Raw genomic sequence first — 25,034 nt, 5'->3', positions numbered from 1 at the left:
GCGGTCGGCCCCGCGCGGACCGCATGAGACAGGGGCCAATCGGTCGGTAAACGGGCAGCGAACGCCCGGTTGCGCCATCCGATAGCCTCTGCCGACATGCCGCCCGGCCGCCCATCCGCGCCGGGTGCTCCACCATGCATGAGCCCGGCGCCCACGTGCGTCGGCACCCAAGGAGTGAGTTCGTCTGTCGACCGCCATCGTCACCGGTCAGCCGGTTCCCGGATCGTCCCTGGAGGGGGATCTGCGGGCGCTCGGCTTCGACGTGCGGTTCGCCCAGGACCCCGCGGACGCCGAAGCGGCGCTCGCGGCCGTCCCCGGCGAGCAGCGGGTCGCGGTCGTCGACGCGGGCTTCGTGGGCCATGTCCACGCCCTGCGCCTCGGCCTGACCGACCCGCGCTTTCCCGCGTCGGCGATCCCCGGTGCGCTCACCGCGCAGCCCGCCGCCCGCCAGGCGCTGACCCGTGCCGTCGCGCGGACCGGCGTCGACCCGGACGTCGTGGCCAAGAGCCTGGAGGCGGACGGCACCGATGTGCACCGCCCCGAGCTCGGTGAGCTCGTCGCCGCGGTGCCCGCCGACCCGCAGGCCCGCAACGAGGCCCGGCAGGCCCTCGCCTCCGTCGACGACGAGGCGATCCGGCTGCGCACCGCGGTCAAGGCGCGCGACGGCTTCTTCACCACCTACTGCATCAGCCCGTACTCCCGCTACATCGCGCGCTGGTGCGCACGCCGGGGGCTGACCCCCAACCAGGTCACCACCGCGTCCCTGCTCGTCGCGCTGATCGCGGCGGGCTGCGCGGCGACCGGCACGCGCGTCGGCTTCGTCGCGGCGGGCGTGCTGCTGCTCGCCTCCTTCGTCCTCGACTGCACCGACGGGCAGCTCGCCCGCTACTCGCTCCAGTACTCGACGATGGGCGCCTGGCTGGACGCGACGTTCGACCGGGCCAAGGAGTACGCCTACTACGCGGGCCTCGCGCTCGGCGCGGCCAACGCGAGCGGCGACGACGTATGGGCCCTCGCGCTCGGCGCGATGGTGCTCCAGACCGGCCGGCACGTGATCGACTTCTCGTTCAACGAGGCGAACCACGATGCCGAGGCGCTGGGTGAATTGGCGGGGGCCAGCCCCACCGCGGCCCTGTCGGGCAAGCTCGACTCCGTCGGCTGGACCGTCTGGGCGCGCCGCATGATCGTGCTGCCGATCGGTGAACGCTGGGCGCTGATCGCCCTGTTCACCGCGCTGACCACGCCGCGCATCACCTTCTGCATGCTGCTCATCGGCTGCGCGCTCGCCGCCTGCTACACGACCGCGGGCCGCGTCCTGCGCTCGCTGACCCGCAGGGCCCGGCGCACCGACCGCGCCGCACAGGCGCTGCGCGACCTCGCCGACTCGGGACCGATCGCCGAGCTGATCGGCAAGGCCGTCAAGGGGAAGGCGGCCCCGGTGGTCGCCGCCCTCGGAGCCGTCGCGGTCGTCGCCGTGAGCGGGCTCACGGACTTCGGCAGCGCCTGGCCGATCGTGGCCGCTGCCGTGTACTGCGTCACGTCCGGCCTCGCGGTCTCGCGCCCCCTCAAGGGCGCCCTCGACTGGCTCGTACCCCCGATCTTCCGGGCCGGGGAGTACCTCACCGTCCTGGTCCTCGCCGCCCGCGCGGACGTCCAGGGTGCCCTGCCCGCGGCTTTCGGCCTCGTCGCGGCGGTCGCCTACCATCACTACGACACGGTGTACCGCATTCGCGGCAACGCCGGGGCGCCCCCGCACTGGCTGGTGCGGACGATCGGCGGGCACGAAGGCCGGACCCTGGTGGTCACGGTCCTGGCCGCGCTGCTCACCCCCACAGATTTCGCCACTGCACTCACGGTGTTCGCCGTGGCCGTGGCACTCGTGGTGCTCGTCGAGAGCATCCGCTTCTGGGTCCTCTCCGCTCGTCGCGGAGAGCCCGCCGTACACGATGAAGGAGAACCCGCATGATCGGCCTCGTCCTGGCCGCCGGCGCCGGCAGCCGGCTCCGTCCCTACACCGAGACGCTTCCCAAGGCGCTCGTGCCCGTCGTGGGCGAGGGGACCGAGAACGAGCTCTCCGTACTCGACCTCACGCTGAAGAACTTCGCGGAGATCGGTCTCACCGAGGTCGGCATCATCGTCGGCTACCGCAAGGAGGTCGTCTACGAGCGCCAGGCCGCGCTCGAGGCGAAGTACGGGCTGAAGCTCACGCTCATCGAGAACGACGTGGCCGAGAAGTGGAACAACGCCTACTCGCTGTGGTGCGGCCGTGACGCCATGAAGCACACCGTGATCCTCGCCAACGGCGACACCGTGCACCCGGTCTCCGTCGAGAAGACGCTGCTGGCCGCCCGCGGCGACGGCAAGAAGATCATCCTCGCGCTCGACACGGTCAAGGACCTGGGCGAAGAGGAGATGAAGGTCGTCGTCGACCCCGACAAGGGTGTCCAGAAGATCACGAAGCTGATGGACCCCTCCGAGGCCACCGGCGAGTACATCGGCGTCACCCTCATCGAGGGCGAGGCCGCCGACCAGCTGGCCGACGCCCTGAAGGCCACCTACGAGCGTGACCCGCAGCTGTACTACGAGGACGGCTACCAGGAGCTCGTGAACCGCGGCTTCCAGGTCGACGTGGCCCCGATCGGCGACGTCACGTGGGTCGAGATCGACAACCACGACGACCTCGCCAAGGCAAGGGAGATCGCGTGCCAGTACTGACGAGGCTCATCCCCTCGCCGGTCGTCGTCGACATCCGGCCGGGGGCGCTCGACGACCTGGCCAAGGTTCTCGCCGACCAGAGGATCTCGTCGTCCACGGGGCGCCTGGCCATCGCGATCAGCGGTGGTTCGGGCGCCGCCCTGCGGGACCGACTGGAGCCCTCGCTGCCCCGCGCCGACTGGTTCGAGGTCGGCGGCGGCACGCTGGACGACGCGATCAAGCTCGCGGACGACGTCAAGAAGTCGAACCGCTACGACGCGCTCGTCGGCCTCGGCGGCGGCAAGATCATCGACTGCGCCAAGTTCGCCGCGTCCCGTGTGGGCGTGCCGCTGGTCGCCGTCGCGACGAACCTGTCGCACGACGGCCTGTGCTCGCCCGTCGCGACCCTCGACAACGACGCGGGCCGCGGCTCCTACGGTGTGCCGAACCCGATCGGCGTCGTGATCGACCTCGACATCATCCGCGAGGCCCCGGTCCGCTTCGTGCGCTCCGGCATCGGTGACGCCCTCTCCAACATCTCCGCGGTCGCGGACTGGGAGCTGGGCGCCCGCGAGCGCGGCGAGGACATCGACGGACTGGCCGCCGCCATGGCACGCCAGGCGGGCGAGGCGGTGCTGCGCCACCCCGGCGGCGTCGGCGACGACGACTTCCTTCAGGTGCTCGCGGAGGGCCTGGTCCTCACCGGTATCGCCATGTCGGTCTCCGGCGACTCGCGGCCCGCCTCCGGCGCCTGCCACGAGATCAACCACGCCTTCGACCTCCTCTTCCCCAAGCGCGCGGCCAGCCACGGCGAGCAGTGCGGCCTGGGCGCGGCGTTCGCGATGCACCTGCGCGGTGCCCACGACCAGTCCGCGTACATGGTCGAGGTGCTGCGCCGGCACGGCCTGCCCGTGACGCCGGAGGAGATCGGCTTCACCGTGGACGAGTTCGTGAAGGTGGTCGAGTTCGCGCCGCAGACCCGCCCGGGCCGCTTCACGATCCTCGAACACCTCGACCTCTCCACCGATCAGATCAGGGACGCTTACGCCGACTATGCAAAAGCCATCGGTAGCTGAACTCCGCCCGGTCGTTCACCCCGCCGGGGTGAAGGACCGCAGGAGCGGTGAGCACTGGATGGGCCGGCTCTACATGCGCGAGGTCTCGCTGCGTGTGGACCGCCACCTGGTGAACACCAAGGTCTCGCCCAACCAGCTGACCTACCTGATGACCGTCTGCGGTGTCCTCGCGGCCCCGGCGCTGATGGTGCCGGGCATCTGGGGCGCGGTCCTCGGTGTCGTCGCCGTGCAGCTGTACCTGCTGCTCGACTGCGTCGACGGCGAGATCGCGCGCTGGCGCAAGCAGTACTCGCTGACCGGCGTGTGGATGGACCGGGTCGGCGCGTACCTGACCGACGCCGCCGTCCTGGTCGGCTTCGGGCTGCGCGCGGCCGACCTGTTCGGAAGCGGGCGGATCGACTGGCTGTGGGCCTTCCTCGGCACGCTCGCCGCACTCGGCGCCATCCTGATCAAGGCCGAGACGGACCTCGTGGGCCTGGCCCGCGCGGCCGGCGGCAAGGAGCAGGTCAAGGAGTCCGCCTCCGAGATGCGCTCCTCCGGCATGGCCCTGGCCCGCAGGGCCGCGGCCGCGCTCCAGTTCCACCGGCTCATCCTGGGCATCGAGGCGACGCTCCTCATCCTGGTCCTCTCGGTCGTGGACCAGATCAGGGGAGACCTGTTCTTCTCGCGCCTGGGCGTGGCCGTCCTGGCGGGCATCGCGCTCCTCCAGACCCTGCTCCACCTCGTGTCCATCCTCGCTTCGAGCAGGCTCAAGTGAGCCCAATGAATACAGGCACACAGCAGCCGAAGGTCGGCGCGGTTGTCATCACCATGGGCAACCGGCCGGCCGAGCTGCGCGCGCTCCTCGACTCGGTCGCCAAGCAGGACGGCGACCCGGTCGAGGTGGTCGTGGTCGGCAACGGCTCCCCGGTCCCGGACGTCCCCGAGGGCGTGCGGACCATCGAGCTGCCCGAGAACCTCGGCATCCCCGGTGGACGCAACGTCGGCATCGAGGCCTTTGGGCCGTCCGGTTCCGACGTCGACATCCTGATGTTCCTGGACGACGACGGTCTGCTGCCGCTGACGGACACGGCCGAGAAGTGCCGCGCGGCCTTCACCGCCGACCCGAAGCTCGGCATCGTCAGCTTCCGCATCGCGGACCCGGACACCGGCGAGACGCAGCGCCGGCACGTGCCGCGCCTGCGCGCCGCCGACCCGATGCGCTCCTCGCGCGTGACCACGTTCCTCGGCGGTGCCAACGCCGTCCGTACGCGGGTCATCGCCGAGGCGGGACCGCTGCCCGCGGAGTTCTTCTACGCCCACGAGGAGACCGACCTCGCCTGGCGGGCCCTCGACGCGGGCTGGATGATCGACTACCGCGCCGACATGGTGCTGCACCACCCGACCACGGCCCCGTCCCGGCACGCGGTCTACCACCGCATGGTGGCCCGCAACCGGGTCTGGCTGGCCCGCCGCAACCTGCCCGCGCTCCTGGTGCCCGTGTACCTCGGCGTCTGGCTGCTGCTCACCCTGGCCCGCCGGCCCTCGGGCCCGGCGCTGAAGGCCTGGCTCGGCGGCTTCAAGGAAGGCTGGACAACCCCTTGCGGGCCCAGGCGTCCCATGAAGTGGCGTACCGTGTGGCGGCTGACCCGACTGGGCCGCCCCCCTGTCATCTGACAAGCTCGTGCCTGACGGCAGGCCGTGCATTTGAAGACGAAAGTTCCTCTTGTGAGTGAGACAACGCATGACGCCGGAGTCGCGGTGACCGCGACCCCGTCGCCCGATGACGGGCTCTCCCGGCGCGAACTCGCCGCCAAGTACGGCTTGACCGTCAGCGGGGCCCGCCCGGGTCTGTTCGAGTACGCCCGGCAGCTGTGGGGCCGGCGCCACTTCATCCTCGCCTTCTCGCAGGCGAAGCTGACCGCGCAGTACAGCCAGGCGAAGCTCGGCCAGCTGTGGCAGGTCGTGACGCCGCTGCTGAACGCCCTCGTCTACTACTTGATCTTCGGCCTGATCCTGGGCGCGAACCGGGGCATGTCGCACGACGTGTACATCCCGTTCCTGGTGACGGGCGTGTTCGTCTTCCACTTCACGCAGAACTCGGTGATGTCGGGCGTCCGCGCGATCTCGGGCAACCTGGGCCTCGTGCGCGCGCTGCACTTCCCGCGCGCCTCGCTGCCCATCTCCTTCGCCCTCCAGCAGCTCCAGCAGCTGCTGTTCTCGATGATCGTGCTGTTCATCGTGGCGTGCGCCTTCGGCAGCTACCCGAGCCTGTCGTGGCTGCTGATCGTCCCGGCCCTCGCGCTGCAATTCCTGTTCAACATGGGCCTGGCGCTGATCATGGCGCGGGCCGGCTCGAAGACCCCGGACCTCGCGCAGCTGATGCCGTTCGTGATGCGTACGTGGATGTACGCGTCCGGCGTCATGTTCTCCATCCCGATCATGCTCAAGGGCAAGCCCGGGTGGATCGCGGACGTGCTCCAGTGGAACCCGGCCGCGGTCTACATGGACCTGATGCGCTACGCCCTCATCGACGGCTACGGCGGCGCGAACCTGCCGCCGCACGTGTGGGCCCTGGCGCTGGGCTGGGCCGTGGTCGTCGCGGTGCTCGGCTTCGTCTACTTCTGGAAGGCAGAGGAGCGGTACGGCCGTGGCTGATCTCGACAACCCCACCGACGCGCACGTCCCGACGGTCATCGCCGACGAGCTGCACATCGTGTACCGCGTCAACGGCGCGAAGACCGGCAAGGGCAGTGCCACCTCCGCGCTGAGCCGGATCGTCAAGCGCGGCGACGAGCGCGGCGTGCGCAAGGTGCACGCCGTCAAGGGCGTCTCCTTCACCTCGTACCGCGGCGAGGCCATCGGCCTCATCGGGTCGAACGGCTCCGGCAAGTCGACCCTGCTGCGCGCCATCGCGGGCCTGCTGCCGGCCGAGAAGGGCAAGGTCTACACGAACGGCCAGCCCTCGCTGCTCGGCGTGAACGCGGCGCTGATGAACGACCTCACGGGCGAGCGCAACGTGATCCTCGGCGGTCTCGCCATGGGCATGTCCCGCGAGGAGATCAAGGCCCGCTACCAGGACATCGTCGACTTCTCCGGGATCAACGAGAAGGGCGACTTCATCACGCTGCCGATGCGGACGTACTCGTCCGGCATGGCCGCGCGTCTGCGCTTCTCGATCGCGGCCGCCAAGGACCACGACGTGCTGATGATCGACGAGGCGCTGGCCACCGGTGACCGCAAGTTCCAGAAGCGCTCCGAGGCCCGCATCCGCGAGCTGCGCAAGGAGGCCGGCACGGTCTTCCTGGTGAGTCACAACAACAAGTCGATCCGCGACACCTGCGAGCGCGTCCTGTGGCTCGAGCGCGGGGAACTGCGTATGGACGGTCCGACGGCCGAGGTACTCAAGGAGTACGAGAAGTTCACGGGCAAGTAACCGCCTGCCTCTGGACCACGTCATATGAGGCCCCACCGGCTTCCGTCCGGTGGGGCCTCTGATATGCCTGTAGACGCCAAGTAATTGGCGATCACGGTCAAGGGAAGGTCAACTTCCTTGCCCTGAAGGAATCTTGGCGTCAATCGGTGTGTTGTTGTGATGTGCAGAACACCCCGACGCGAGGGCGGGCGTTGTACAACGTAAGCTGTACCGGCCTCAATCGCGGCATGTGGGGCGATAAGGCGCGACATCCCGACCCCTGCGGGGCTGGGCCGCCGCGTTGTCGGCCGGGCGGCGTGTCCGAAATGAGATGCATTGGGTCCGCAGTGTAGAACGGGAGTTGTGACGGCAATGGCTATGGAAACTCTCCAGCTCCGCGGGGCTTTCGCCGTCCCCGGAGAAGCGGGCCGCACCCGGTGAGCGCGCGCCCCCGAGTGCGCCCCGAGAGCCCTGACGCGACAGCGAGCCCGGTGAGCGCCACCCTGGACAAGGCCGCCGAGGAGAACTTCCCCGTGGCCCCCTTCTTCCTGCCGCGCGCCTGGCGGGACGACCTGATGGCGGTGTACGGCTTCGCGCGCCTCGTCGACGACATCGGCGACGGCGACCTCGCCCCCGGCGGCGCGGACGCCCGCTTCCTCGGCGTGTCACCCGATCGGGCGCACGACCGCCTCGCGCTCCTGGACGCCTTCGAGGCCGACCTGCGGCAGGTCTTCGACGGCACGCCCGGCCACCCGCTCCTCAAGGCGCTCCAGCCCACCGTCCGGCGCCGCTCGCTCACCCCCGAGCCCTTCCTCGGCCTCATCGCCGCGAACCGGCAGGACCAGCTGGTCACGCGCTACGAGACCTACGACGACCTGCTGGCCTACTGCGAGCTGTCCGCCAACCCCGTCGGCCGCCTCGTCCTCGCGATCACCGGCACCGCGACCCCCGAGCGCATCCGCCTCTCGGACGCGGTCTGCACCGGGCTCCAGATCGTCGAGCACCTCCAGGACGTGGCCGAGGACCTGGAGCGCGACCGGATCTACCTGCCGGCCGAAGACCTGAAGAAGTTCCACGTCGACGAGGCGGACCTCGCCGTACCGAGCGCGGGCGCATCGCTGCGCGCGCTGGTCGCGTACGAGGCCGAACGCGCCCGCACGCTGCTGAATGAAGGCACCCCCCTGGTGGGTAGCGTCCACGGCAGGCTGAAGCTGCTGCTGGCAGGGTTCGTCGCAGGGGGGAAGGCGGCGGTCCACGCGATCTCCGCCGTTTCGTACGACGTGCTTCCGGGACCACCCAAACCCACCAAGGCGCGATTGCTGCGCGAGGTGGGAGCGACTCTGCGAGGAGAGGGGTGAGCAAGACCGTGGAGTCTGACCAGACCGTGTCGGCGCCGGTGCTCGCCGCATACAGCTACTGCGAGACCGTCACCGGGCAGCAGGCCCGCAACTTCGCCTACGGGATCCGGCTGCTGCCGACCGCGAAGCGGCGCGCCATGTCGGCCCTGTACGCGTTCTCGCGCCGCGTCGACGACATCGGCGACGGGGGCCTCGAGCCCGACATCAAGGCGCACCGGCTCGACGAGACCAGGGCGCTGCTCGGCCGTGTGCGCGACGGAAAGGTCGAGGAGGACGACACCGACCCGGTGGCCGTCGCCCTCGCCCATACAGCGGACCGCTTCCCGGTCCCGCTGGACGCGCTCGACGAGCTGATCGACGGTGTCCTGATGGACCTGCGCGGCGAGACCTACGAGACCTGGGACGACCTGAAGGTCTACTGCCGGTGCGTCGCGGGTGCCATTGGCCGGGTCTCGCTCGGCGTGTTCGGCACCGAGCCGGGGGCGCGCGGCGTCGAGCGGGCGCCGGAGCTGGCCGACACGCTCGGCCTCGCGCTGCAACTCACCAACATCCTGCGCGACGTGCGCGAGGACGCCGGGGACGGGCGCACCTACCTGCCCGCCGACGACCTCGCGAAGTTCGGCTGCTCCGCCGGGTTCCACGGTTCCGTGCCGCCGGCCGGATCGGACTTCGCCGGTCTCGTGCATTTCGAGGTGCGCCGCGCCCGCGCCCTGTTCGCCGAGGGCTACCGCCTGCTTCCCATGCTCGACCGGCGCTCCGGCGCGTGCGTCGCCGCCATGGCCGGAATCTACCGCCGCCTCCTCGACCGCATCGAGCGCGACCCCGAGGCCGTGCTGCGCGGCCGGGTCTCGCTGCCCGGGCACGAGAAGGCGTACGTCGCGGTCCGCGGCCTGTCGGGCCTCGACACCCGCACCGTCGTGCGCGGCGCCCCCCGCACCGCCAGGAGGCGCGTCTGATGGACACCGCGGGCCAGGGTGACATGGCGAGAACCAAGCGGCGGGCAACCCTCCGCCGCGGCGCCGCGTCCCTGCATGCAACGGTCGGTCGCATGTTCGCCACACCCGTCGAACCCGGCCCCACGCGGGCCGTACGCACCGCCGAAGGCACCACCCAGGGGGAGGGCGCATGAGCGAGGGGACCACGCCGGACGAGGCGTCCGAGGCATCCGAGGCGGACCCCGCCGCGGACCGCGCGCGGCCCACCGCGGTGGTCGTCGGCGGTGGGCTCGCGGGGATCACCTCCGCGCTCGCGCTCGCCGACGGCGGCATGGACGTCACCCTCCTCGAAGGGCGGCCCCGGCTCGGCGGCCTCGCGTTCTCCTTCAAGCGCGGCGATCTCACCGTCGACAACGGCCAGCACGTGTACCTGCGCTGCTGCACCGCCTACCGCTGGTTCCTCGACCGCGTCGACGCGGCCGCGCTCGCGCCCTTGCAGGAACGACTCGACGTGCCCGTGCTCGACGCCGAGCGCAACCGCCTCGGCCGGCTGCGGCGCACCGCGCTGCCCGTGCCGCTGCACCTCGCCAAGAGCCTCGCCACGTACCCGCACCTGTCGCTCGCCGAGCGCGCCGCGGTCGGCCGCGCCGCGCTCGCCCTCAAGTCCCTGGACCCCGCGGACCCGGCGCTCGACACCAAGGACTTCGGCTCCTGGCTGGCCGAACACGGTCAGTCGCAGCGGGCCGTCGAGGCGCTGTGGGACCTCGTCGGTGTGGCGACCCTGAACGCGGTGGCGGGCGAGTCCTCGCTGGGGCTCGCCGCCATGGTGTTCAAGACCGGGCTGCTGTCCGAGCCCGGCGCCGCCGACATCGGGTGGGCCAAGGTGCCCCTCGGTGAACTCCACGACACTCTCGCCCGCAAGGCGCTCGACTCCGCGGGCGTACGCACCGAACTCCGTACACGCGTCACCTCCATCTCCCGTACGGACAACGGGCGTTGGGCCGTCGAGGTTCCCGAAAGCCCGGACGGCCGCGGCGAGGTGCTGACCGCCGACAGCGTCGTGCTCGCCGTGCCGCAGCGCGAGGCGCACGACCTGCTGCCCGCGGGCGCCCTCGACGACGCGGGCCGGCTGCTCGACATCGGCACCGCGCCGATCCTCAACCTGCACGTCGTCTACGGCCGCAAGGTCCTCAAGCAGCCCTTCTTCACCGCGCTCGGCTCGCCCGTGCAGTGGGTCTTCGACCGCACCGACGCCTCGGGCCTGGCGCGTACGCTGCCCGGCGCCCAGTACCTGGCCGTCTCGCAGTCGGCCGCCCAGGACGAGATCGACGAGCCGGTCGCCGCCCTGCGAGAGCGCTACCTGCCCGAGCTGGAGCGGCTGCTGCCCGCCGCGCGGGGCGCCACCGTCCACGACTTCTTCGTCACCCGCGAGCGGACGGCGACCTTTGCGCCGACCCCCGGCGTCGGCGCCCTGCGGCCCTCGGCCCGCACCAATGCCCCCGGCCTGTACCTGGCCGGCGCGTGGACCGCCACCGGGTGGCCCGCGACCATGGAAGGCGCTGTCCGCAGCGGCACAAGTGCCGCCGACGCGGCGCTCGCCGCGCTCGGTCGCCCCCGCGGCCATCTGTACCGGGAGGCGGCGTGACAAGCGACCTTCCCACGGTGGACGTGACCAGCGACCCGCGCCAGGTCGACAAGCCGACAACGCTGTATCCGGTTACACAAGGAGAGACTGTGCCACCTGTGCCCTCGGCCCCAGAGGCTGCCGACGCGGTGGACGTGACCGCGCTTTTGGAGCGCGGCCGAACCCTGGCCACCCCCGTGCTCAAGGCGGCGGTGGACCGCCTGGCACCCCCGATGGACACCGTCGCCGCGTACCACTTCGGCTGGATCGACGCCGCCGGCAACCCGGCCGACGGCGACGGCGGCAAGGCCGTGCGCCCCGCCCTGGCAGTGCTGTCCGCGCAGGCGGCGGGCGCCGCCCCGGAGGTCGGCGTGCCGGGCGCCGTCGCGGTCGAGCTCGTGCACAACTTCTCGCTGCTGCACGACGACCTGATGGACGGCGACGAGCAGCGCCGCCACCGCGACACGGTGTGGAAGGTGCACGGCCCCGCCCAGGCGATCCTCGTCGGCGACGCCCTCTTCGCGCTCGCCAACGAGATCATCCTGGAGCTGGAGACCGTCGACGCCGGCCGCGCCACGCGCCGGCTCACCACCGCCAGCCGCGCCCTCATCGACGGGCAGGCGCAGGACATCGGCTTCGAGCACCGCGAGCGCGTCAGCGTCGTGGAGTGCCTGGAGATGGAGGGCAACAAGACGGGCGCCCTGCTCGCCTGCGCCTCCTCCATCGGCGCGGTCCTCGGCGGCGCCGACGACGCGACCGCCGACGCCCTGGAGAAGTACGGCTACCACCTGGGCCTCGCCTTCCAGGCCGTCGACGACCTGCTCGGCATCTGGGGCGACCCGGAGTCGACGGGCAAGCAGACCTGGAGCGACCTGCGCCAGCGCAAGAAGTCCCTCCCGGTCGTCGCCGCGCTCGGCGCGGGCGGCCCGGCCTCCGAGCGACTCGGCGAACTGCTCGCCGCGGACGCCAAGATTGATTTTGACGAGCGGACTCCGTCCGCGGGCGACTCCGACCCCTTCACCGAGGCGGACTTCGCCGCCCGCGCCGCCCTCATCGAGGAGGCCGGCGGGCGCGAGTGGACCGCCGAGGAAGCGCGACGCCAGTACGACGTCGCCCTCCAAGCCCTGGACTCCGTCCAGATGCCAGCCGCGGTGCGCGCCCAGTTCGTGGCGCTCGCCGACTTCGTCGTCGTACGAAAGAGATGATCACTATCGGCCGCATATGACTCGCAGTCGCCGGCCGGTGTCCCGCCAGGGCCCCGGCCGACGGTTACCCAGCATCAGAACCACTGCATGAAGGGATAGCCATGACAGCGACGACCGACGGAAGCTCCGGAGCCACTGCCCCGCAGCCGACCTCGGCCACCACTGCCCAACTGACCGACACGACCCCCGGGGCGGCCGGGCCCGAAGCCGCCGCCGGACGAGCCATACAGCGCGCCACGGACTTCCTGCTCGCGCGGCAGGACGACCGGGGCTGGTGGAAGGGCGACCTCGACACCAACGTGACGATGGACGCCGAAGACCTGCTGCTGCGCCAGTTCCTCGGCATCAGGGACCAGGCCACCACCGAAGCCGCCGCGCTGTTCATCCGTGGCGAGCAGCGCGAGGACGGCACCTGGGCCACCTTCTACGGCGGCCCCGGCGAGCTGTCCACCACCATCGAGGCGTACGTCGCGCTGCGCCTGGCCGGTGACGCGCCGGACGACGCGCACATGGCGAAGGCCTCCGCGTGGATCCGCGAGCGCGGCGGCATCGCCGAGAGCCGCGTGTTCACCCGCATCTGGCTGGCCCTGTTCGGCTGGTGGAAGTGGGAGGACCTCCCCGAACTCCCGCCGGAGCTCATCTACTTCCCCAAGTGGATGCCGCTCAACATCTACGACTTCGGCTGCTGGGCCCGGCAGACCATCGTGCCGCTCACCGTGGTGTCCGCGAAGCGACCGGTGCGGCCCGCGCCGTTCCCGCTGGACGAGCTGCACACCGACGCGAGCGACCCGAACCCGGCCAAGCCCCTTGCCCCGGTGGGGAGTTGGGACGGCGCGTTCCAGCGTCTCGACAAGATCATGCACGGCTACCGCAAGGTGGCCCTGCGGCGGCTGCGCAAGGCCGCGATGAACTCCGCGGCCCGCTGGATCGTCGAGCGGCAGGAGAACGACGGCTGCTGGGGTGGCATCCAGCCGCCCGCCGTCTACTCCGTCATCGCCCTGCACCTGCTCGGCTACGACCTCGAACACCCGGTCCTCAAGGCCGGGTTGGCGTCCCTGGACCGGTTCGCCGTGTGGCGCGAGGACGGGGCCCGGATGATCGAGGCCTGCCAGTCGCCGGTGTGGGACACGTGCCTGGCGACCATCGCGCTCGCCGACGCGGGCCTGCCCGCCGACCATCCGGCGCTCGTCAGTGCCGCCGAATGGATGATCGCCGAGCAGATCGACCGGCCGGGCGACTGGTCCGTGCGCAGGCCCCAACTGGAGCCCGGCGGCTGGGCCTTCGAGTTCGACAACGACAACTACCCCGACATCGACGACACCGCCGAGGTCGTGCTCGCGCTGCGCCGGGTGGACCACCCCGACAAGGCGCGCGTCGAGCGGGCCATCGAGCGCGGCGTGCGCTGGAACCTCGGGATGCAGTCGAAGAACGGCGCGTGGGGCGCCTTCGACGTCGACAACACCAGCCCCTTCCCCAACCGGCTGCCGTTCTGCGACTTCGGCGAGGTCATCGACCCGCCGTCCGCCGACGTCACCGGGCATGTCGTCGAGATGCTCGCCATCGAGGGGCATACGCGCGATCCGCGCACCCGCCGCGGTATCGAGTGGCTGCTCGCCGAACAGGAGCCGAACGGTGCCTGGTTCGGCCGCTGGGGCGTCAACTACGTCTACGGCACCGGCTCGGTGGTGCCCGCCCTGACCGCGGCAGGGCTGCCCGCCTCGCACCCCGCGATCAGACGGGCCGTCGGCTGGCTGGAGTCCGTCCAGAACGAGGACGGCGGCTGGGGCGAGGACCTGCGCTCGTACCGCTACGAGGACTGGAAGGGGCACGGCGCCTCGACCGCCTCGCAGACCGGCTGGGCGCTGCTCGCGCTGCTCGCGGCCGGCGAGCGGGACTCGAAGGCCGTCGAACGCGGCGTCACCTACCTCGCCGAGACCCAGACCGAGGACGGCACCTGGGACGAACCGTACTTCACCGGTACCGGCTTCCCCTGGGACTTCTCGATCAACTACCACCTGTACCGGCAGGTGTTCCCGCTGACCGCGCTCGGCCGGTACGTCAACGGCGAGCCGTTCAGTGACAAGGGCGCCGCCACCAAGGGGAGCTGATGACCGCATCGCCGGTGGGCCGCCCACCGGAGACCGCGCCGCTGCTGGTCGCCTGTGCGCTCGGCATCGAGCACCTCGCGCTGCGCAGCGGCAGCAGGGCCGGGGCCACGAGCCCCGTGACCGTGCTGCGGACGGGCATGGGGCCCACGGCCGCGGAGCGTGCCGTGACCGAGGCCCTGGGCGCGCCCGTGCTGCGTGACGCCGCCGTGCTGGCCACCGGGTTCTGCGCCGGGCTCGCGCCCGGCATGCACCCCGGCGACCTGGTCGTCGCCGAGGAGACCCGTGACACGCACGGCGCCACGCCGTGCGCGGGCACGGAGCTCCTCGTCAAGGAGCTGGTGCGGGCCGTGCCCGGCAGGACCGTGCACACCGGTCCGCTGACCGGTTCCGACCACGTGGTGCGCGGTCACGAGCGCGCCGACCTGCTCGCGACCGGCGCGATCGCCGTCGACATGGAGTCGGCCGCGACCCTGCGGGCGGCCGGGGGCGCCGGGAGGCGTCCGGTTGCCGCCGTCCGGGTGGTCGTGGACGCTCCAGAACATGAACTCGTCAGGATCGGCACGGTGCGCGGTGGAATATCGGCTTTCCGTGTCCTTCGTGCCGTCCTGCCCGCTTTTTTTGAATGGCACCGTTCTTTGCTGCTCCCTCGGAGGTGAGCCCAGATGGCCATGCCGCTTCGTCAATCCATCAAGGTCGCGACCTATCTCGCTGAACAGAAGATCCGCCGGCGGGACAAGTTTCCGCTCATCGTCGAATTGGAACCGCTTTTCGCCTGCAACCTGAAGTGCGAGGGCTGCGGAAAGATCCAACACCCTGCCGGGGTGCTCAAGCAGCGCATGCCGGTCGCCCAGGCCGTCGGCGCCGTCCTCGAATCGGGCGCCCCGATGGTGTCCATCGCGGGTGGCGAACCGCTGATGCACCCTCAGATCGATGAGATCGTGCGGCAGTTGGTGGCCAAGAAGAAGTACGTCTTCCTGTGCACCAACGCGATGCTGCTGCGCAAGAAGATGGACAAGTTCACGCCCTCGCCGTACTTCGCCTTCACGGTGCACATCGACGGCATGCGCGAACGGCACGACGAGTCCGTCGCCAAGGAAGGTGTCTTCGACGAGGCGGTCGAGGCGATCAAGGAGGCCAAGCGGCGCGGCTTCCGAGTCACCACGAACTCGACCTTCTTCAACACCGACACCCCGCAGAACATCATCGAGGTGCTCAACTACCTCAACGACGACCTCCAGGTCGACGAGATGATGATCTCGCCCGCGTACGCCTACGAGAAGGCGCCCGACCAGGACCACTTCCTGGGCGTCACGCAGACCCGCGAGCTGTTCAAGAAGGCGTTCACGGGCGGCAACAGGCGGCGCTGGCGGCTCAACCACTCGCCGCTGTTCCTCGACTTCCTCGAGGGCAAGGTCGACTTCCCGTGCACCGCGTGGGCCATCCCCAACTACTCGCTGTTCGGCTGGCAGAAGCCCTGCTACCTGATGGCGGACGGGTACGTGCCCACGTACAAGGAGCTCATCGAGAAGACCGACTGGGACGCCTACGGCCGCGGCAAGGACCCGCGCTGCGACAACTGCATGGCGCACTGCGGCTACGAGCCGACCGCCGTGCTCGCCACGATGGGATCGCTGAAGGAGTCCATTCGCGCCATGTCCGAGACCGTCGCCGGGAACCGTGGGTGAGCGCGTCATGAACGGAGAGCCTGTCTCACTGGGCCTCCCCGAGGTGCCGGTCCGACCCATCGCTGAACGGCGAGTCAGCCGTCAGATCCAGGTCGGACCGGTGGCCGTGGGAGGCGGCGCTCCCGTGTCCGTGCAGTCGATGACCACGACGCGCACGTCCGACATCGGCGCGACGCTCCAGCAGATCGCCGAACTGACCGCCTCCGGCTGCCAGATCGTGCGCGTGGCCTGCCCGACGCAGGACGACGCGGACGCGCTCGCGACCATCGCGCGCAAGTCGCAGATCCCCGTGATCGCGGACATCCACTTCCAGCCGAAGTACGTGTTCGCCGCCATCGACGCGGGATGTGCGGCGGTGCGCGTCAACCCGGGCAACATCAAGCAGTTCGACGACAAGGTGAAGCAGATCGCGCGGGCCGCCTCCGACGCCGGCACGCCGATCCGTATCGGGGTCAACGCCGGATCGCTGGACAAGCGGCTGCTCCAGAAGTACGGGAAGGCGACCCCGGAGGCACTCGTCGAGTCGGCGCTGTGGGAGGCCTCGCTCTTCGAGGAGCACGGCTTCCGGGACATCAAGATCTCGGTGAAGCACAACGACCCGGTGGTCATGGTCAACGCGTACCGGCAGCTCGCCGCCGCCTGCGACTATCCGCTCCACCTGGGCGTCACCGAGGCGGGACCCGCCTTCCAGGGCACCATCAAGTCCGCCGTCGCCTTCGGGGCACTGCTGAGCGAGGGCATCGGCGACACCATCCGCGTGTCGCTGTCCGCGCCGCCCGCCGAGGAGTGCAAGGTCGGCATCCAGATCCTGGAGTCGCTCGGCCTGCGGGAACGTCGCCTGGAGATCGTGTCGTGCCCGTCCTGCGGGCGCGCGCAGGTGGACGTCTACAAGCTCGCCGACGAGGTGAGCGCGGGCCTCGACGGCATGGAGGTGCCGCTGCGGGTGGCCGTCATGGGGTGCGTGGTCAACGGTCCCGGCGAGGCGCGCGAGGCGGACCTCGGTGTCGCCTCCGGCAACGGCAAGGGCCAGATCTTCGTCAAGGGCGAGGTCATCAAGACCGTCCCCGAATCGAAGATCGTCGAGACGCTGATCGAAGAGGCGATGAAGATCGCCGAACAGATGGAGAAGGACGGCGCCGCGTCGGGAGCTCCCGACGTCACCGTGAGCTGATTTCTTGACGACGTACGGACGGGAAGGGGGCTCGAGCGTGACGATTCTGGAAGGCATCCGGGGGCCGCGCGACCTGAAGGCACTGAGCGAGGAGGAGGTCGACGAACTGGCCACGGAGGTCCGGGAGTTCCTCATCCACGCGGTCGCGAGGACGGGGGGACACCTCGGACCGAACCTGGGCGTGGTGGAACTGTCCATCGCGCTGCACCGGGTCTTCGAATCACCGGTGGACCGCCTCGTGTGGGACACCGGGCACCAGAGCTATGTGCACAAGCTTCTGACGGGCCGCCAGGACTTCTCCAAGCTGCGCGGCAAGGGCGGCCTGTCCGGCTACCCCTCGCGCGAGGAGTCCGAGCACGACGTCGTGGAGAACTCGCACGCCTCCACGGCGCTCGGCTGGGCCGACGGCCTGGCCAAGGCGCGCCAGGTGCAGGGCGAGCGCGGCCACACCGTCGCCGTCATCGGCGACGGCGCGCTGACCGGAGGCATGGCCTGGGAGGCGTTGAACAACATCGCGGCCGCCAAGGACCGGCCGCTGATCATCGTCGTCAACGACAACGAGCGCTCGTACGCTCCGACCATCGGCGGTCTCGCGAACCACCTGGCGACACTCCGGACGACCGATGGCTACGAGAAGGTGCTGGCCTGGGGCAAGGACGTACTCCTGAAGACACCCGTCGTCGGGCACACCGTGTACGAGTCGCTGCACGGCGCGAAGAAGGGCTTCAAGGACGCGTTCGCGCCGCAGGGCATGTTCGAGGACCTGGGCCTCAAGTACGTGGGCCCCATCGACGGCCACGACGTGGGCGCGATGGAATCGGCGCTGCGGCGCGCAAAACGCTTCCACGGGCCGGTACTTGTGCACTGCCTGACCGAGAAGGGCCGCGGCTACGAGCCCGCGCTCGCCGACGAGGCCGACCGCTTCCACACCGTCGGCGTGATGGACCCGCTCACCTGCGAGCCGCTCGCACCGTCCAACGGACCTTCCTGGACCTCGGTGTTCGGCGACGAGATCGCGGCGATCGGGCGCGAGCGCGAGGACGTCGTCGCGATCACCGCGGCGATGCTGCACCCGGTGGGGCTCACCAAGTTCGCCCAGGAGTTCCCCGAGCGGGTGTGGGACGTCGGGATCGCCGAGCAGCACGCGGCGGTGTCGGCCGCCGGACTCGCGACCGGCGGTCTGCACCCGGTGGTCGCCGTGTACGCGACCTTCCTCAACCGGGCCTTCGACCAGCTGCTGATGGACGTCGCGCTGCACAAGTGCGGGGTCACCTTCGTGCTCGACCGGGCCGGTGTCACCGGCGCCGACGGGCCCTCCCACAACGGCATGTGGGACATGTCCGTGCTCCAGGTCGTGCCCGGTCTGCGGATCGCGGCGCCGCGCGACGCCGACCAACTCCGGGCGCAGCTGCGCGAAGCGGTCGCGGTCGACGACGCGCCGACCATGCTGCGGTTCCCCAAGGAATCGGTGGGCGCTCCGATCGAGGCCGTCGACCGCGTCGGCGGCATGGACGTACTGCACCGGACCGAGGGCGCGCGGGTGCTCCTTGTCTCGGTCGGCGTGATGGCGCCGGTGTGCCTCCAGGCCGCCGAGCTCCTGGAGGAACGCGGCATCAACTGCACGGTCGTGGACCCCCGTTGGGTCAAACCCGTCGACCCCGGCCTCGCGCCGCTGGCCGCCGCGCACGAGCTGGTCGCCGTCGTCGAGGACAACAGCAAGGCGGCGGGCGTCGGCTCGGCCGTCGCGCTCGCCCTCGGCGAGGCCGAAGTCGACGTCCCCGTAAGGCGGTTCGGCATCCCCGAGCAGTTCCTGCCGCACGCCAAGCGGGGTGAGGTGCTGGCCGACATCGGTCTGACGCCGGTGGAGATCGCGGGCCGGATCGCGACCAGCCTGAGCCTGGCCGCGGACAACCCGAACCCGGCCGCGGACAAGGAGATCAACGCATGAGCAAGGAGTTCGACCTCGGCACGCTGCTCGCCGAGCGCGGCGCCGAACGGTACGAGCTGCACGCCAAGTACCTCAACCACCAGCTGCCGAAGATGCTGCACACCATCGGCTTCGACAAGGTCTACGAGCGGGCCGAGGGCGCGCACTTCTGGGACGCGGACGGCAACGACTACCTGGACATGCTCGCCGGCTTCGGCGTCATGGGCCTCGGCCGGCACCACCCCGTCGTACGCAAGGCGCTGCACGACGTCCTCGACGCCTCGCTCGCCGACCTGACCCGCTTCGACTGCCAGCCGCTGCCGGGCCTGCTCGCCGAGAAGCTGGTGGCGCACAGCCCGCACCTGGACCGGGTGTTCTTCGGCAACAGCGGTACGGAGGCGGTCGAGACGGCGCTGAAGTTCGCGCGGTACGCGACCGGCAGGCCCCGCATCCTGTACTGCGCGCACGCCTTCCACGGTCTGACGACCGGCTCGTTGTCGGTGAACGGGGAGGACGGCTTCCGCGACGGCTTCGCCCCGCTGCTGCCCGACACCCCGGTCCCGCTCGGCGATCTCGACGCGCTGGCAAAGGAGTTGAAGAAGGGCGACGTCGCCGGCCTGATCGTCGAGCCGATCCAGGGCAAGGGCGTGTACGCGGCGCCGCCCGGCTATCTGCGGGGCGCCCAGGAGCTGCTGCGCAAGCACAAGGCACTGCTCATCGCCGACGAGGTGCAGACAGGCCTGGGACGGACGGGCGACTTCTACGCCTACCAGCACGAGGAGGGCGTCGAGCCGGACCTGGTGTGCATCGCGAAGGCGCTCTCCGGCGGGTACGTACCGGTCGGCGCGACGCTCGGCAAGGACTGGATCTTCAAGAAGGTCTACTCGTCCATGGACCGGGTCCTCGTCCACTCGGCGAGCTTCGGCTCCAACGCGCAGGCGATGGCGGCGGGCCTCGCGGTCCTGTCGGTCATGGAGGACGAGGAGACGGTCGCGAACGCGCGGGCGATGGGCGAGCTGCTCACGGCCCGCCTGACCGAACTCGTCGACCGCTACGAGCTGCTGAGCGACGTACGCGGGCGGGGCCTGATGATCGGCATCGAGTTCGGCCGGCCCAAGTCCCTGAAACTGCGCAGCCGTTGGACGATGTTGCAGGCCGCGCGCAAGGGCCTGTTCGCGCAGATGGTCGTGGTGCCGCTCCTGCAGAAGCACCGGATCCTGACCCAGGTCTCGGGCGACCACCTGGAAGTCATCAAGCTGATCCCGCCGCTGGTCGTGAACGAGGACGACGTCGAGCGGTTCGTCGAGGCGTTCACGGCGGTCATGGACGACGCGCACAGTGGGGGCGGACTGATGTGGGACTTCAGCAAGACGCTGATCAAGCAGGCGGTGGCGAACCGCTGAGCATGCGGTCGACCGGGGCGGTCTGCTCGGCTTCGACCGCGGGCCTTTGCCTCTGAGGCAAGAAAGTTGCCGCAGAGGCAAGGCTCTGGCTGAATCGAGAGCATGAGCCCTGCCCTCTCGCCGGACGAGGCGGACGGTGCGGAGGTTCCGGAACCCCCGGAACTTCCCGCCGTCGCGCCCCAGCTCCGCGAACTGCGCCGCCGAGCCGCCCTCACGCTGGAGGTGGCCGCCGGATCCGCCGGTCTGTCCCCGGCGCACCTGTCCCGCCTGGAGACCGGACAGCGTCAGCCCTCGCTCCCGATGCTGCTCTCACTGGCCCGTATCTACGGTACGACGGTATCCGAACTCCTCGGCGAGACCCCCGCCGACCGGGACGCCGTCGTGCGCGGCGGCACGATGGACGCCACCGAGGCCGGTGGCTGGACGTACCGGCAGGCCGGGTCACCGGGCCGCGGCATGCAGGCCTTGCAGGTCCACGCGCCGTACGGCTCCCAGGGCGATGTCGTGCGCGTGCACCCGGGGGAGGAGTGGCTGTACGTCCTGTCGGGCCGGCTGCGCCTGCGCCTCGGGGACACCTCCTACCGGCTCGACCCGGGGGACAGCTCCCACTTCGACTCGCTCACCCCGCACCGGATCGCCGCGGTCGACCCGGGCGGCGTCGACTTCCTGTTCGTCCACACCCTGCTTCAGAGCCCGACGGCCGCGCTGTGCCTCGGCCCGTCGTCGGGCCCGGTAAAGGAGACACGCCATGGCTGACACCGCTGACACGGCCGGCACGACCGAGCCCACCCCTGCCCCGGCCCGCCGCCAGATCGAGGACAAGCTGCCGCGCGGCATCCTGGTGCGCGTCCTGGTGTACGTCTTCGCGGGGCATGCCCTGGCGGCGTTCATCTATCTGCTGTTCACGCTGGGCGGGAATCAGTGAGGCAGTAGTCAGCAGTAGTCAACGGGGGCGGGTCCGGGCGGGCCCCCTACTGCGGTAGCACCTCCATCTTGGCTCCTGGGTATGACGCCGGGCGCCCGTTCGTCCTCGCACACTCCTCTCCGTCAGAACGCGGATGCAGAACGCGGATGAGTGCGAGAGGGCGGGACAGGGCCATGGGGCTACGCAGGAGCAAGCGGCGGACGGCGGGGGACGGCCGGCCGGAGGGGCCGGAAGGGACGCCGGGGTTCGCTGTCGAACTGCGCGGTGTGCGGCGGCAGTACGGGCGCGGGGCCGGGGCGGTGCACGCGCTCGCGGGGGTCGATCTGGCGCTGCCGCGCGGCACGTTCACGGCCGTCATGGGCCCGTCGGGGTCCGGCAAGTCCACCTTCCTCCAGTGCGCCGCCGGGCTCGACCGGCCGACGGAGGGATCCGTGCGCCTGGGGGGCACAGAGATCACCGGGATGAGCGAGAACCGGCTCACCGAGCTGCGCCGCAGCCGCCTCGGCTTCGTCTTCCAGGCGTTCAACCTGCTGCCGTCGCTGACCGTGGAGCAGAACGTGCTGCTGCCGATGCGTCTCGCGGGACGCCGCCAGGACCGCCGCCGCGCGGCCGCGGTGCTCGCACAGGTAGGGCTCGCCGACAAGGCGCGGCGCCGGCCCGGCGAGCTCTCCGGTGGCCAGCAGCAGCGCGTGGCGGTCGCCCGCGCCCTGGTCACGAGCCCCGATGTGGTGTTCGCCGACGAGCCCACCGGCGCCCTCGACACCGGCACCGCCGCCGAGGTCCTCGGCCTGCTCCGGCACGCGGTCGACACCCTCGGTGCCACGGTCGTCATGGTCACCCACGACCCGGTCGCGGCCGCCTGGGCCGACCGCGTGCTGTTCCTGGCCGACGGCGCCTTCGCCGACAGCCTGGAGCGCGGCTCGGCGGAGCGGATCGCGGCGCGGATGGCGACGCTCGCCGCCCGCACCTCCCGCGCGGGCACGATGGCGGGGGCGGCGGCATGAGGCGCCTCGCTCCCAACGGCCTCGCGCGGGCGGCCGTGCGTTTCAAGCCCGCCTCGTTCGCGGGCACGTTCGTCGCGCTGCTGATGTCGGCGCTGATCGTCGCGGCCTGCGGCAGTCTGCTGGAGACGGGGGTACGCGCCTCGGTCCCGGCCGAGCGGTACGCGAACGCGCCCGTCGTGGCGGCGGCCGACCAGTCGGCCCGCGCCGTCGCCGACACCGTCGACGGCCCCGAGGAGACCGCGTATCCGCTCCCGGACACCGCGCGCGTGGATGCGGCCCTCGCCGCGCAGGCAGCCCGAGCGCCGGGCGCCGAGGCCGCGGTGCCGGACTTCACCTTCCCGGTGCGGCAGGGCGGCGGCGCGCTCACCGGCCACGGCTGGGGCTCGCACGCCTTCACCGGCGCCACGCTGTCCGGAGGAGCCGGTCCGCGCGCGGGCGAGGTGGTCCTCGACGCCGCCGCGGCCCGCACCGCGAAGGCGCACGTCGGCGACACGGTCGCGCTGGAAACGGCCGCCGGGCGCGCGCGGTTCCGGGTGTCCGGTCTGGCCGAGGCCGGGGCGGGCGACACCGGGGCGGCGGGCGCGGCGTCCGGCGGCGGGGCCACGGCCTGGTTCGCGGACACCGAGGCCCCGGCGCTGTCCGGGCACCCCGGCAAGGCCGACGCCGTGGCCGTCCTGGCCAAGGACGGAGCCGACACCGGTGCTCTCGCCAGGGCTGTCGACAAGGCCCTGGCCGGCTCCGGCGCGCAGGTGCTCACCGGCGACGACCGCGGCGAGGTGGAGGACCACGGCCTGGCCTACGCCAAGGAGACACTCACCGCGCTCGGCGGCTCCTTCGGCGGGATCGCGACGCTGGTCGCCGTGTTCACCGCGGCCGGCACGGTCGCCCTCTCCGTCGGCCAGCGCACCCGCGAGTTCGCGCTGCTGCGTGCCGTGGGCGCCACCCCGCGGCAGATCCGCCGGGCGGTCGCGGCAGAGGCGCTGCTGGTCGCGCCGCTCGCGGGGGTGCTGGGGTGCCTTCCGGGCATCGGGCTCGCGCACTGGTGGTTCGGGCAGCTGAAGGACCGCGGGGCCGTCCCGCAGGCGGTCGAGCTGCACGTCTCGTGGATCCCGCTCGCGGCCGCCGTCGGGACGGGGCTGCTCACCGCACTCGGCGCGGGCTGGATCGCCGGGCGCAGGCCCGCGAAGATCAAGCCGGGGCAGGCGCTCGCCGAGGCCTCGGTGGAGCGGCTGCGCCCGGGTGTCTTCCGTACCGTGCTCGGCCTCGCGGCCCTGGGCGGCGGCTCGGCGCTCGCGGGCGTCGCGGCCACGACCGGCGGCGCCGACGCGGCCAATGCCTCCCTCGGCGTCGTGATGCTCTTCATGCTCGCCGTCGCCCTGCTCGGCCCGCTGGTGGCCCGGCTGTGCGCGGCGCTCTTCGGGGCGCTGCTGCGCGGCGGCGGTGCCTCGGCCTCGCTGGCGGCCGCCAACTCCCGTACGAACTCACGCCGGTTGGCCTCCGCGATCACGCCGATCGTGCTGGCGATGGCCTTCGCCTCGACGCTGGTGTTCATGCACACGAGCGAGATCAAGGTCTCCGCGGACCAGTTGCGCGCGGGCCTCACGGCGGACCACGTGGTCACCAACGCGGCGGGCCTGCCCGCGGGTGCCGCGGACCGGGCCGCCCGCGCTCCCGGCGTCGACGCGGCGGTGAGCCTGCTCGACACGCAGGTCCTCGTCCCGGTCGATTCGGGCGGCGAGACATCGTTGCAGGCGACCGCGGCGCAGGGCATCTCGGGCTCCGGCGCCGAGCTCGCCAAGGTGCAGGACCTGGATGTGCGCGGCGGCAGCCTGGACCGGGTGGGCGCGGACCGCGTCGCCATCGACCGGACCCTCGCCACGGCGGCGAAGGTGGAGGTCGGGGACAGGCTGAAGCTCTACCTCCCGGACGGCACGAAGGCCCGTCCGGAGGTCGCCGCGGTCTACGGCCGGGGCCTGGGCCTGCCGGCGGTGACCATGGACCGCGCTTCCCTGGCAGGACATGTCACCTCGGGCTTCGACGGCACGCTGCTGGTGCGCGGCGGGGACGCCGGACCGCTGTCGGCGCTCGGCCAGGTCACCGACGCCTCGGGGTACGCCGTCGCGCAGAGCGTGGACGACGAACTGGGCGCCTGGTCCAACTACATGATGGCCGCGGTCCTGGGCGGCTTCGCGGCCGTCGCGGCGGTCAACACCCTGGTGATGACGGTCCTGGACCGCCGTCGCGAACTGACCGTGCTCCGCCTCGTCGGCTCCACGCGCCGCCAGGTGCTGCGGATGCTGCGCTGGGAGAGCCTGCTGGTGTCGGCGGCGGGGGTGGCGCTGGGCACGACCATCGCGATGATCACGCTGACCCCGATGATGCGCGGCATGACGGGGGAGTCCCCGTACATACCGCCGCTGCTGTACGGCACGTTCGCCGGGGGCGCGGTGTGCCTCGGCCTGCTCGCCGTGACCCTCCCCGCCCGCGCGGCACTGCGCGACGGGCGGGGGTGAGCGTCGGCCGTC

At 71.4% G+C, this 25,034-nt stretch carries 22 protein-coding genes; all 22 read left to right on the top strand.

Translation table 11 applies throughout. The annotated features are described in order from the left end of the window. Positions 1-184: 184 nt before the first annotated feature. The 22 genes from ACNYS0_RS08155 (at position 185) to ACNYS0_RS08050 (ending at position 25,022) form a co-directional block, all read left to right on the top strand. On the top strand, positions 185-1,966 hold the full coding sequence (locus tag ACNYS0_RS08155; protein ID WP_422482509.1) for a DUF5941 domain-containing protein: 1,782 nt from the start codon (positions 185-187) through the stop codon (positions 1,964-1,966). Then, a complete protein-coding gene (locus ACNYS0_RS08150) occupies positions 1,963-2,715 on the top strand; it encodes a phosphocholine cytidylyltransferase family protein (RefSeq protein WP_422471988.1) in 753 nt (250 codons plus the stop codon). Before ACNYS0_RS08155 ends, ACNYS0_RS08150 begins: the two co-directional genes overlap by 4 nt. Then, on the top strand, positions 2,703-3,770 hold the full coding sequence (locus tag ACNYS0_RS08145; protein WP_422471987.1) for an iron-containing alcohol dehydrogenase family protein: 1,068 nt from the start codon (positions 2,703-2,705) through the stop codon (positions 3,768-3,770). The genes ACNYS0_RS08150 and ACNYS0_RS08145 overlap by 13 nt, the downstream gene beginning before the upstream one ends. Further along, the gene (locus ACNYS0_RS08140; protein WP_422471986.1) at positions 3,748-4,527 is read left to right on the top strand and encodes a CDP-alcohol phosphatidyltransferase family protein; all 780 of its coding nucleotides are present in this window, start codon (positions 3,748-3,750) and stop codon (positions 4,525-4,527) included. The genes ACNYS0_RS08145 and ACNYS0_RS08140 overlap by 23 nt, the downstream gene beginning before the upstream one ends. 5 nt (positions 4,528-4,532) lie before the next feature. Further along, complete coding sequence (locus tag ACNYS0_RS08135) at positions 4,533-5,426, top strand: glycosyltransferase family 2 protein (protein ID WP_422471985.1); 894 nt, start codon at positions 4,533-4,535, stop codon at positions 5,424-5,426. Between the two features lie 51 nt (positions 5,427-5,477). Next, entirely contained in the window at positions 5,478-6,407 is a 930-nt protein-coding gene (locus ACNYS0_RS08130) for an ABC transporter permease (RefSeq protein ID WP_422471984.1), read from the top strand. Beyond that, positions 6,400-7,185: an ABC transporter ATP-binding protein gene (locus ACNYS0_RS08125; RefSeq protein WP_403720596.1), complete on the top strand. Its 786-nt coding sequence runs from the start codon at positions 6,400-6,402 to the stop codon at positions 7,183-7,185. Before ACNYS0_RS08130 ends, ACNYS0_RS08125 begins: the two co-directional genes overlap by 8 nt. A 434-nt stretch (positions 7,186-7,619) precedes the next feature. Next, positions 7,620-8,522 carry a squalene synthase HpnC gene (hpnC, locus tag ACNYS0_RS08120; RefSeq protein WP_422482506.1) on the top strand — a complete coding sequence of 301 codons (903 nt, stop codon included), beginning with the start codon at positions 7,620-7,622 and terminating at the stop codon, positions 8,520-8,522. After that, the gene (gene hpnD, locus ACNYS0_RS08115) at positions 8,519-9,478 is read left to right on the top strand and encodes a presqualene diphosphate synthase HpnD (protein WP_422471983.1); all 960 of its coding nucleotides are present in this window, start codon (positions 8,519-8,521) and stop codon (positions 9,476-9,478) included. The genes hpnC and hpnD overlap by 4 nt, the downstream gene beginning before the upstream one ends. Then, positions 9,478-9,651 (top strand): DUF6380 family protein, encoded by a 174-nt coding sequence (locus ACNYS0_RS08110; protein WP_422471982.1) that lies wholly within the window; start codon positions 9,478-9,480, stop codon positions 9,649-9,651. Before hpnD ends, ACNYS0_RS08110 begins: the two co-directional genes overlap by 1 nt. Continuing rightward, a complete protein-coding gene (gene hpnE, locus ACNYS0_RS08105; protein WP_422471981.1) occupies positions 9,648-11,102 on the top strand; it encodes a hydroxysqualene dehydroxylase HpnE in 1,455 nt (484 codons plus the stop codon). The genes ACNYS0_RS08110 and hpnE overlap by 4 nt, the downstream gene beginning before the upstream one ends. A 23-nt stretch (positions 11,103-11,125) precedes the next feature. After that, positions 11,126-12,286 carry a polyprenyl synthetase family protein gene (locus ACNYS0_RS08100; protein ID WP_422482505.1) on the top strand — a complete coding sequence of 387 codons (1,161 nt, stop codon included), beginning with the start codon at positions 11,126-11,128 and terminating at the stop codon, positions 12,284-12,286. A 101-nt stretch (positions 12,287-12,387) separates the two neighbouring features. Next, positions 12,388-14,394: a squalene--hopene cyclase gene (gene shc / locus ACNYS0_RS08095; RefSeq protein ID WP_422471980.1), complete on the top strand. Its 2,007-nt coding sequence runs from the start codon at positions 12,388-12,390 to the stop codon at positions 14,392-14,394. Beyond that, entirely contained in the window at positions 14,394-15,050 is a 657-nt protein-coding gene (locus tag ACNYS0_RS08090) for a phosphorylase family protein (protein ID WP_422471979.1), read from the top strand. The genes shc and ACNYS0_RS08090 overlap by 1 nt, the downstream gene beginning before the upstream one ends. A gap of 6 nt (positions 15,051-15,056) precedes the next feature. Next, the gene (gene hpnH, locus ACNYS0_RS08085) at positions 15,057-16,079 is read left to right on the top strand and encodes an adenosyl-hopene transferase HpnH (protein WP_385768145.1); all 1,023 of its coding nucleotides are present in this window, start codon (positions 15,057-15,059) and stop codon (positions 16,077-16,079) included. A 7-nt stretch (positions 16,080-16,086) separates the two neighbouring features. After that, positions 16,087-17,250 carry a flavodoxin-dependent (E)-4-hydroxy-3-methylbut-2-enyl-diphosphate synthase gene (gene ispG, locus ACNYS0_RS08080; protein WP_422471978.1) on the top strand — a complete coding sequence of 388 codons (1,164 nt, stop codon included), beginning with the start codon at positions 16,087-16,089 and terminating at the stop codon, positions 17,248-17,250. 37 nt (positions 17,251-17,287) lie between these two features. Continuing rightward, complete coding sequence (gene dxs, locus ACNYS0_RS08075; RefSeq protein ID WP_422471977.1) at positions 17,288-19,198, top strand: 1-deoxy-D-xylulose-5-phosphate synthase; 1,911 nt, start codon at positions 17,288-17,290, stop codon at positions 19,196-19,198. Further along, positions 19,195-20,580: an aspartate aminotransferase family protein gene (locus tag ACNYS0_RS08070; RefSeq protein ID WP_422471976.1), complete on the top strand. Its 1,386-nt coding sequence runs from the start codon at positions 19,195-19,197 to the stop codon at positions 20,578-20,580. Before dxs ends, ACNYS0_RS08070 begins: the two co-directional genes overlap by 4 nt. A gap of 102 nt (positions 20,581-20,682) precedes the next feature. Continuing rightward, on the top strand, positions 20,683-21,336 hold the full coding sequence (locus tag ACNYS0_RS08065) for a helix-turn-helix domain-containing protein (protein WP_422471975.1): 654 nt from the start codon (positions 20,683-20,685) through the stop codon (positions 21,334-21,336). Then, entirely contained in the window at positions 21,329-21,505 is a 177-nt protein-coding gene (locus ACNYS0_RS08060) for a DUF6126 family protein (protein WP_422471974.1), read from the top strand. The genes ACNYS0_RS08065 and ACNYS0_RS08060 overlap by 8 nt, the downstream gene beginning before the upstream one ends. A gap of 173 nt (positions 21,506-21,678) precedes the next feature. Then, positions 21,679-22,509 (top strand): ABC transporter ATP-binding protein, encoded by an 831-nt coding sequence (locus ACNYS0_RS08055; protein WP_422471973.1) that lies wholly within the window; start codon positions 21,679-21,681, stop codon positions 22,507-22,509. Next, on the top strand, positions 22,506-25,022 hold the full coding sequence (locus ACNYS0_RS08050; protein WP_422471972.1) for an FtsX-like permease family protein: 2,517 nt from the start codon (positions 22,506-22,508) through the stop codon (positions 25,020-25,022). Before ACNYS0_RS08055 ends, ACNYS0_RS08050 begins: the two co-directional genes overlap by 4 nt. Positions 25,023-25,034: the final 12 nt, after the last annotated feature.

Source organism: Streptomyces anthophorae (genome assembly GCF_049310305.1).
Lineage (GTDB): Bacteria > Actinomycetota > Actinomycetes > Streptomycetales > Streptomycetaceae > Streptomyces.
The sequence above is the reverse complement of the archived record's forward strand: the minus strand, read 5'-3'. Positions and strand labels throughout refer to the sequence as shown.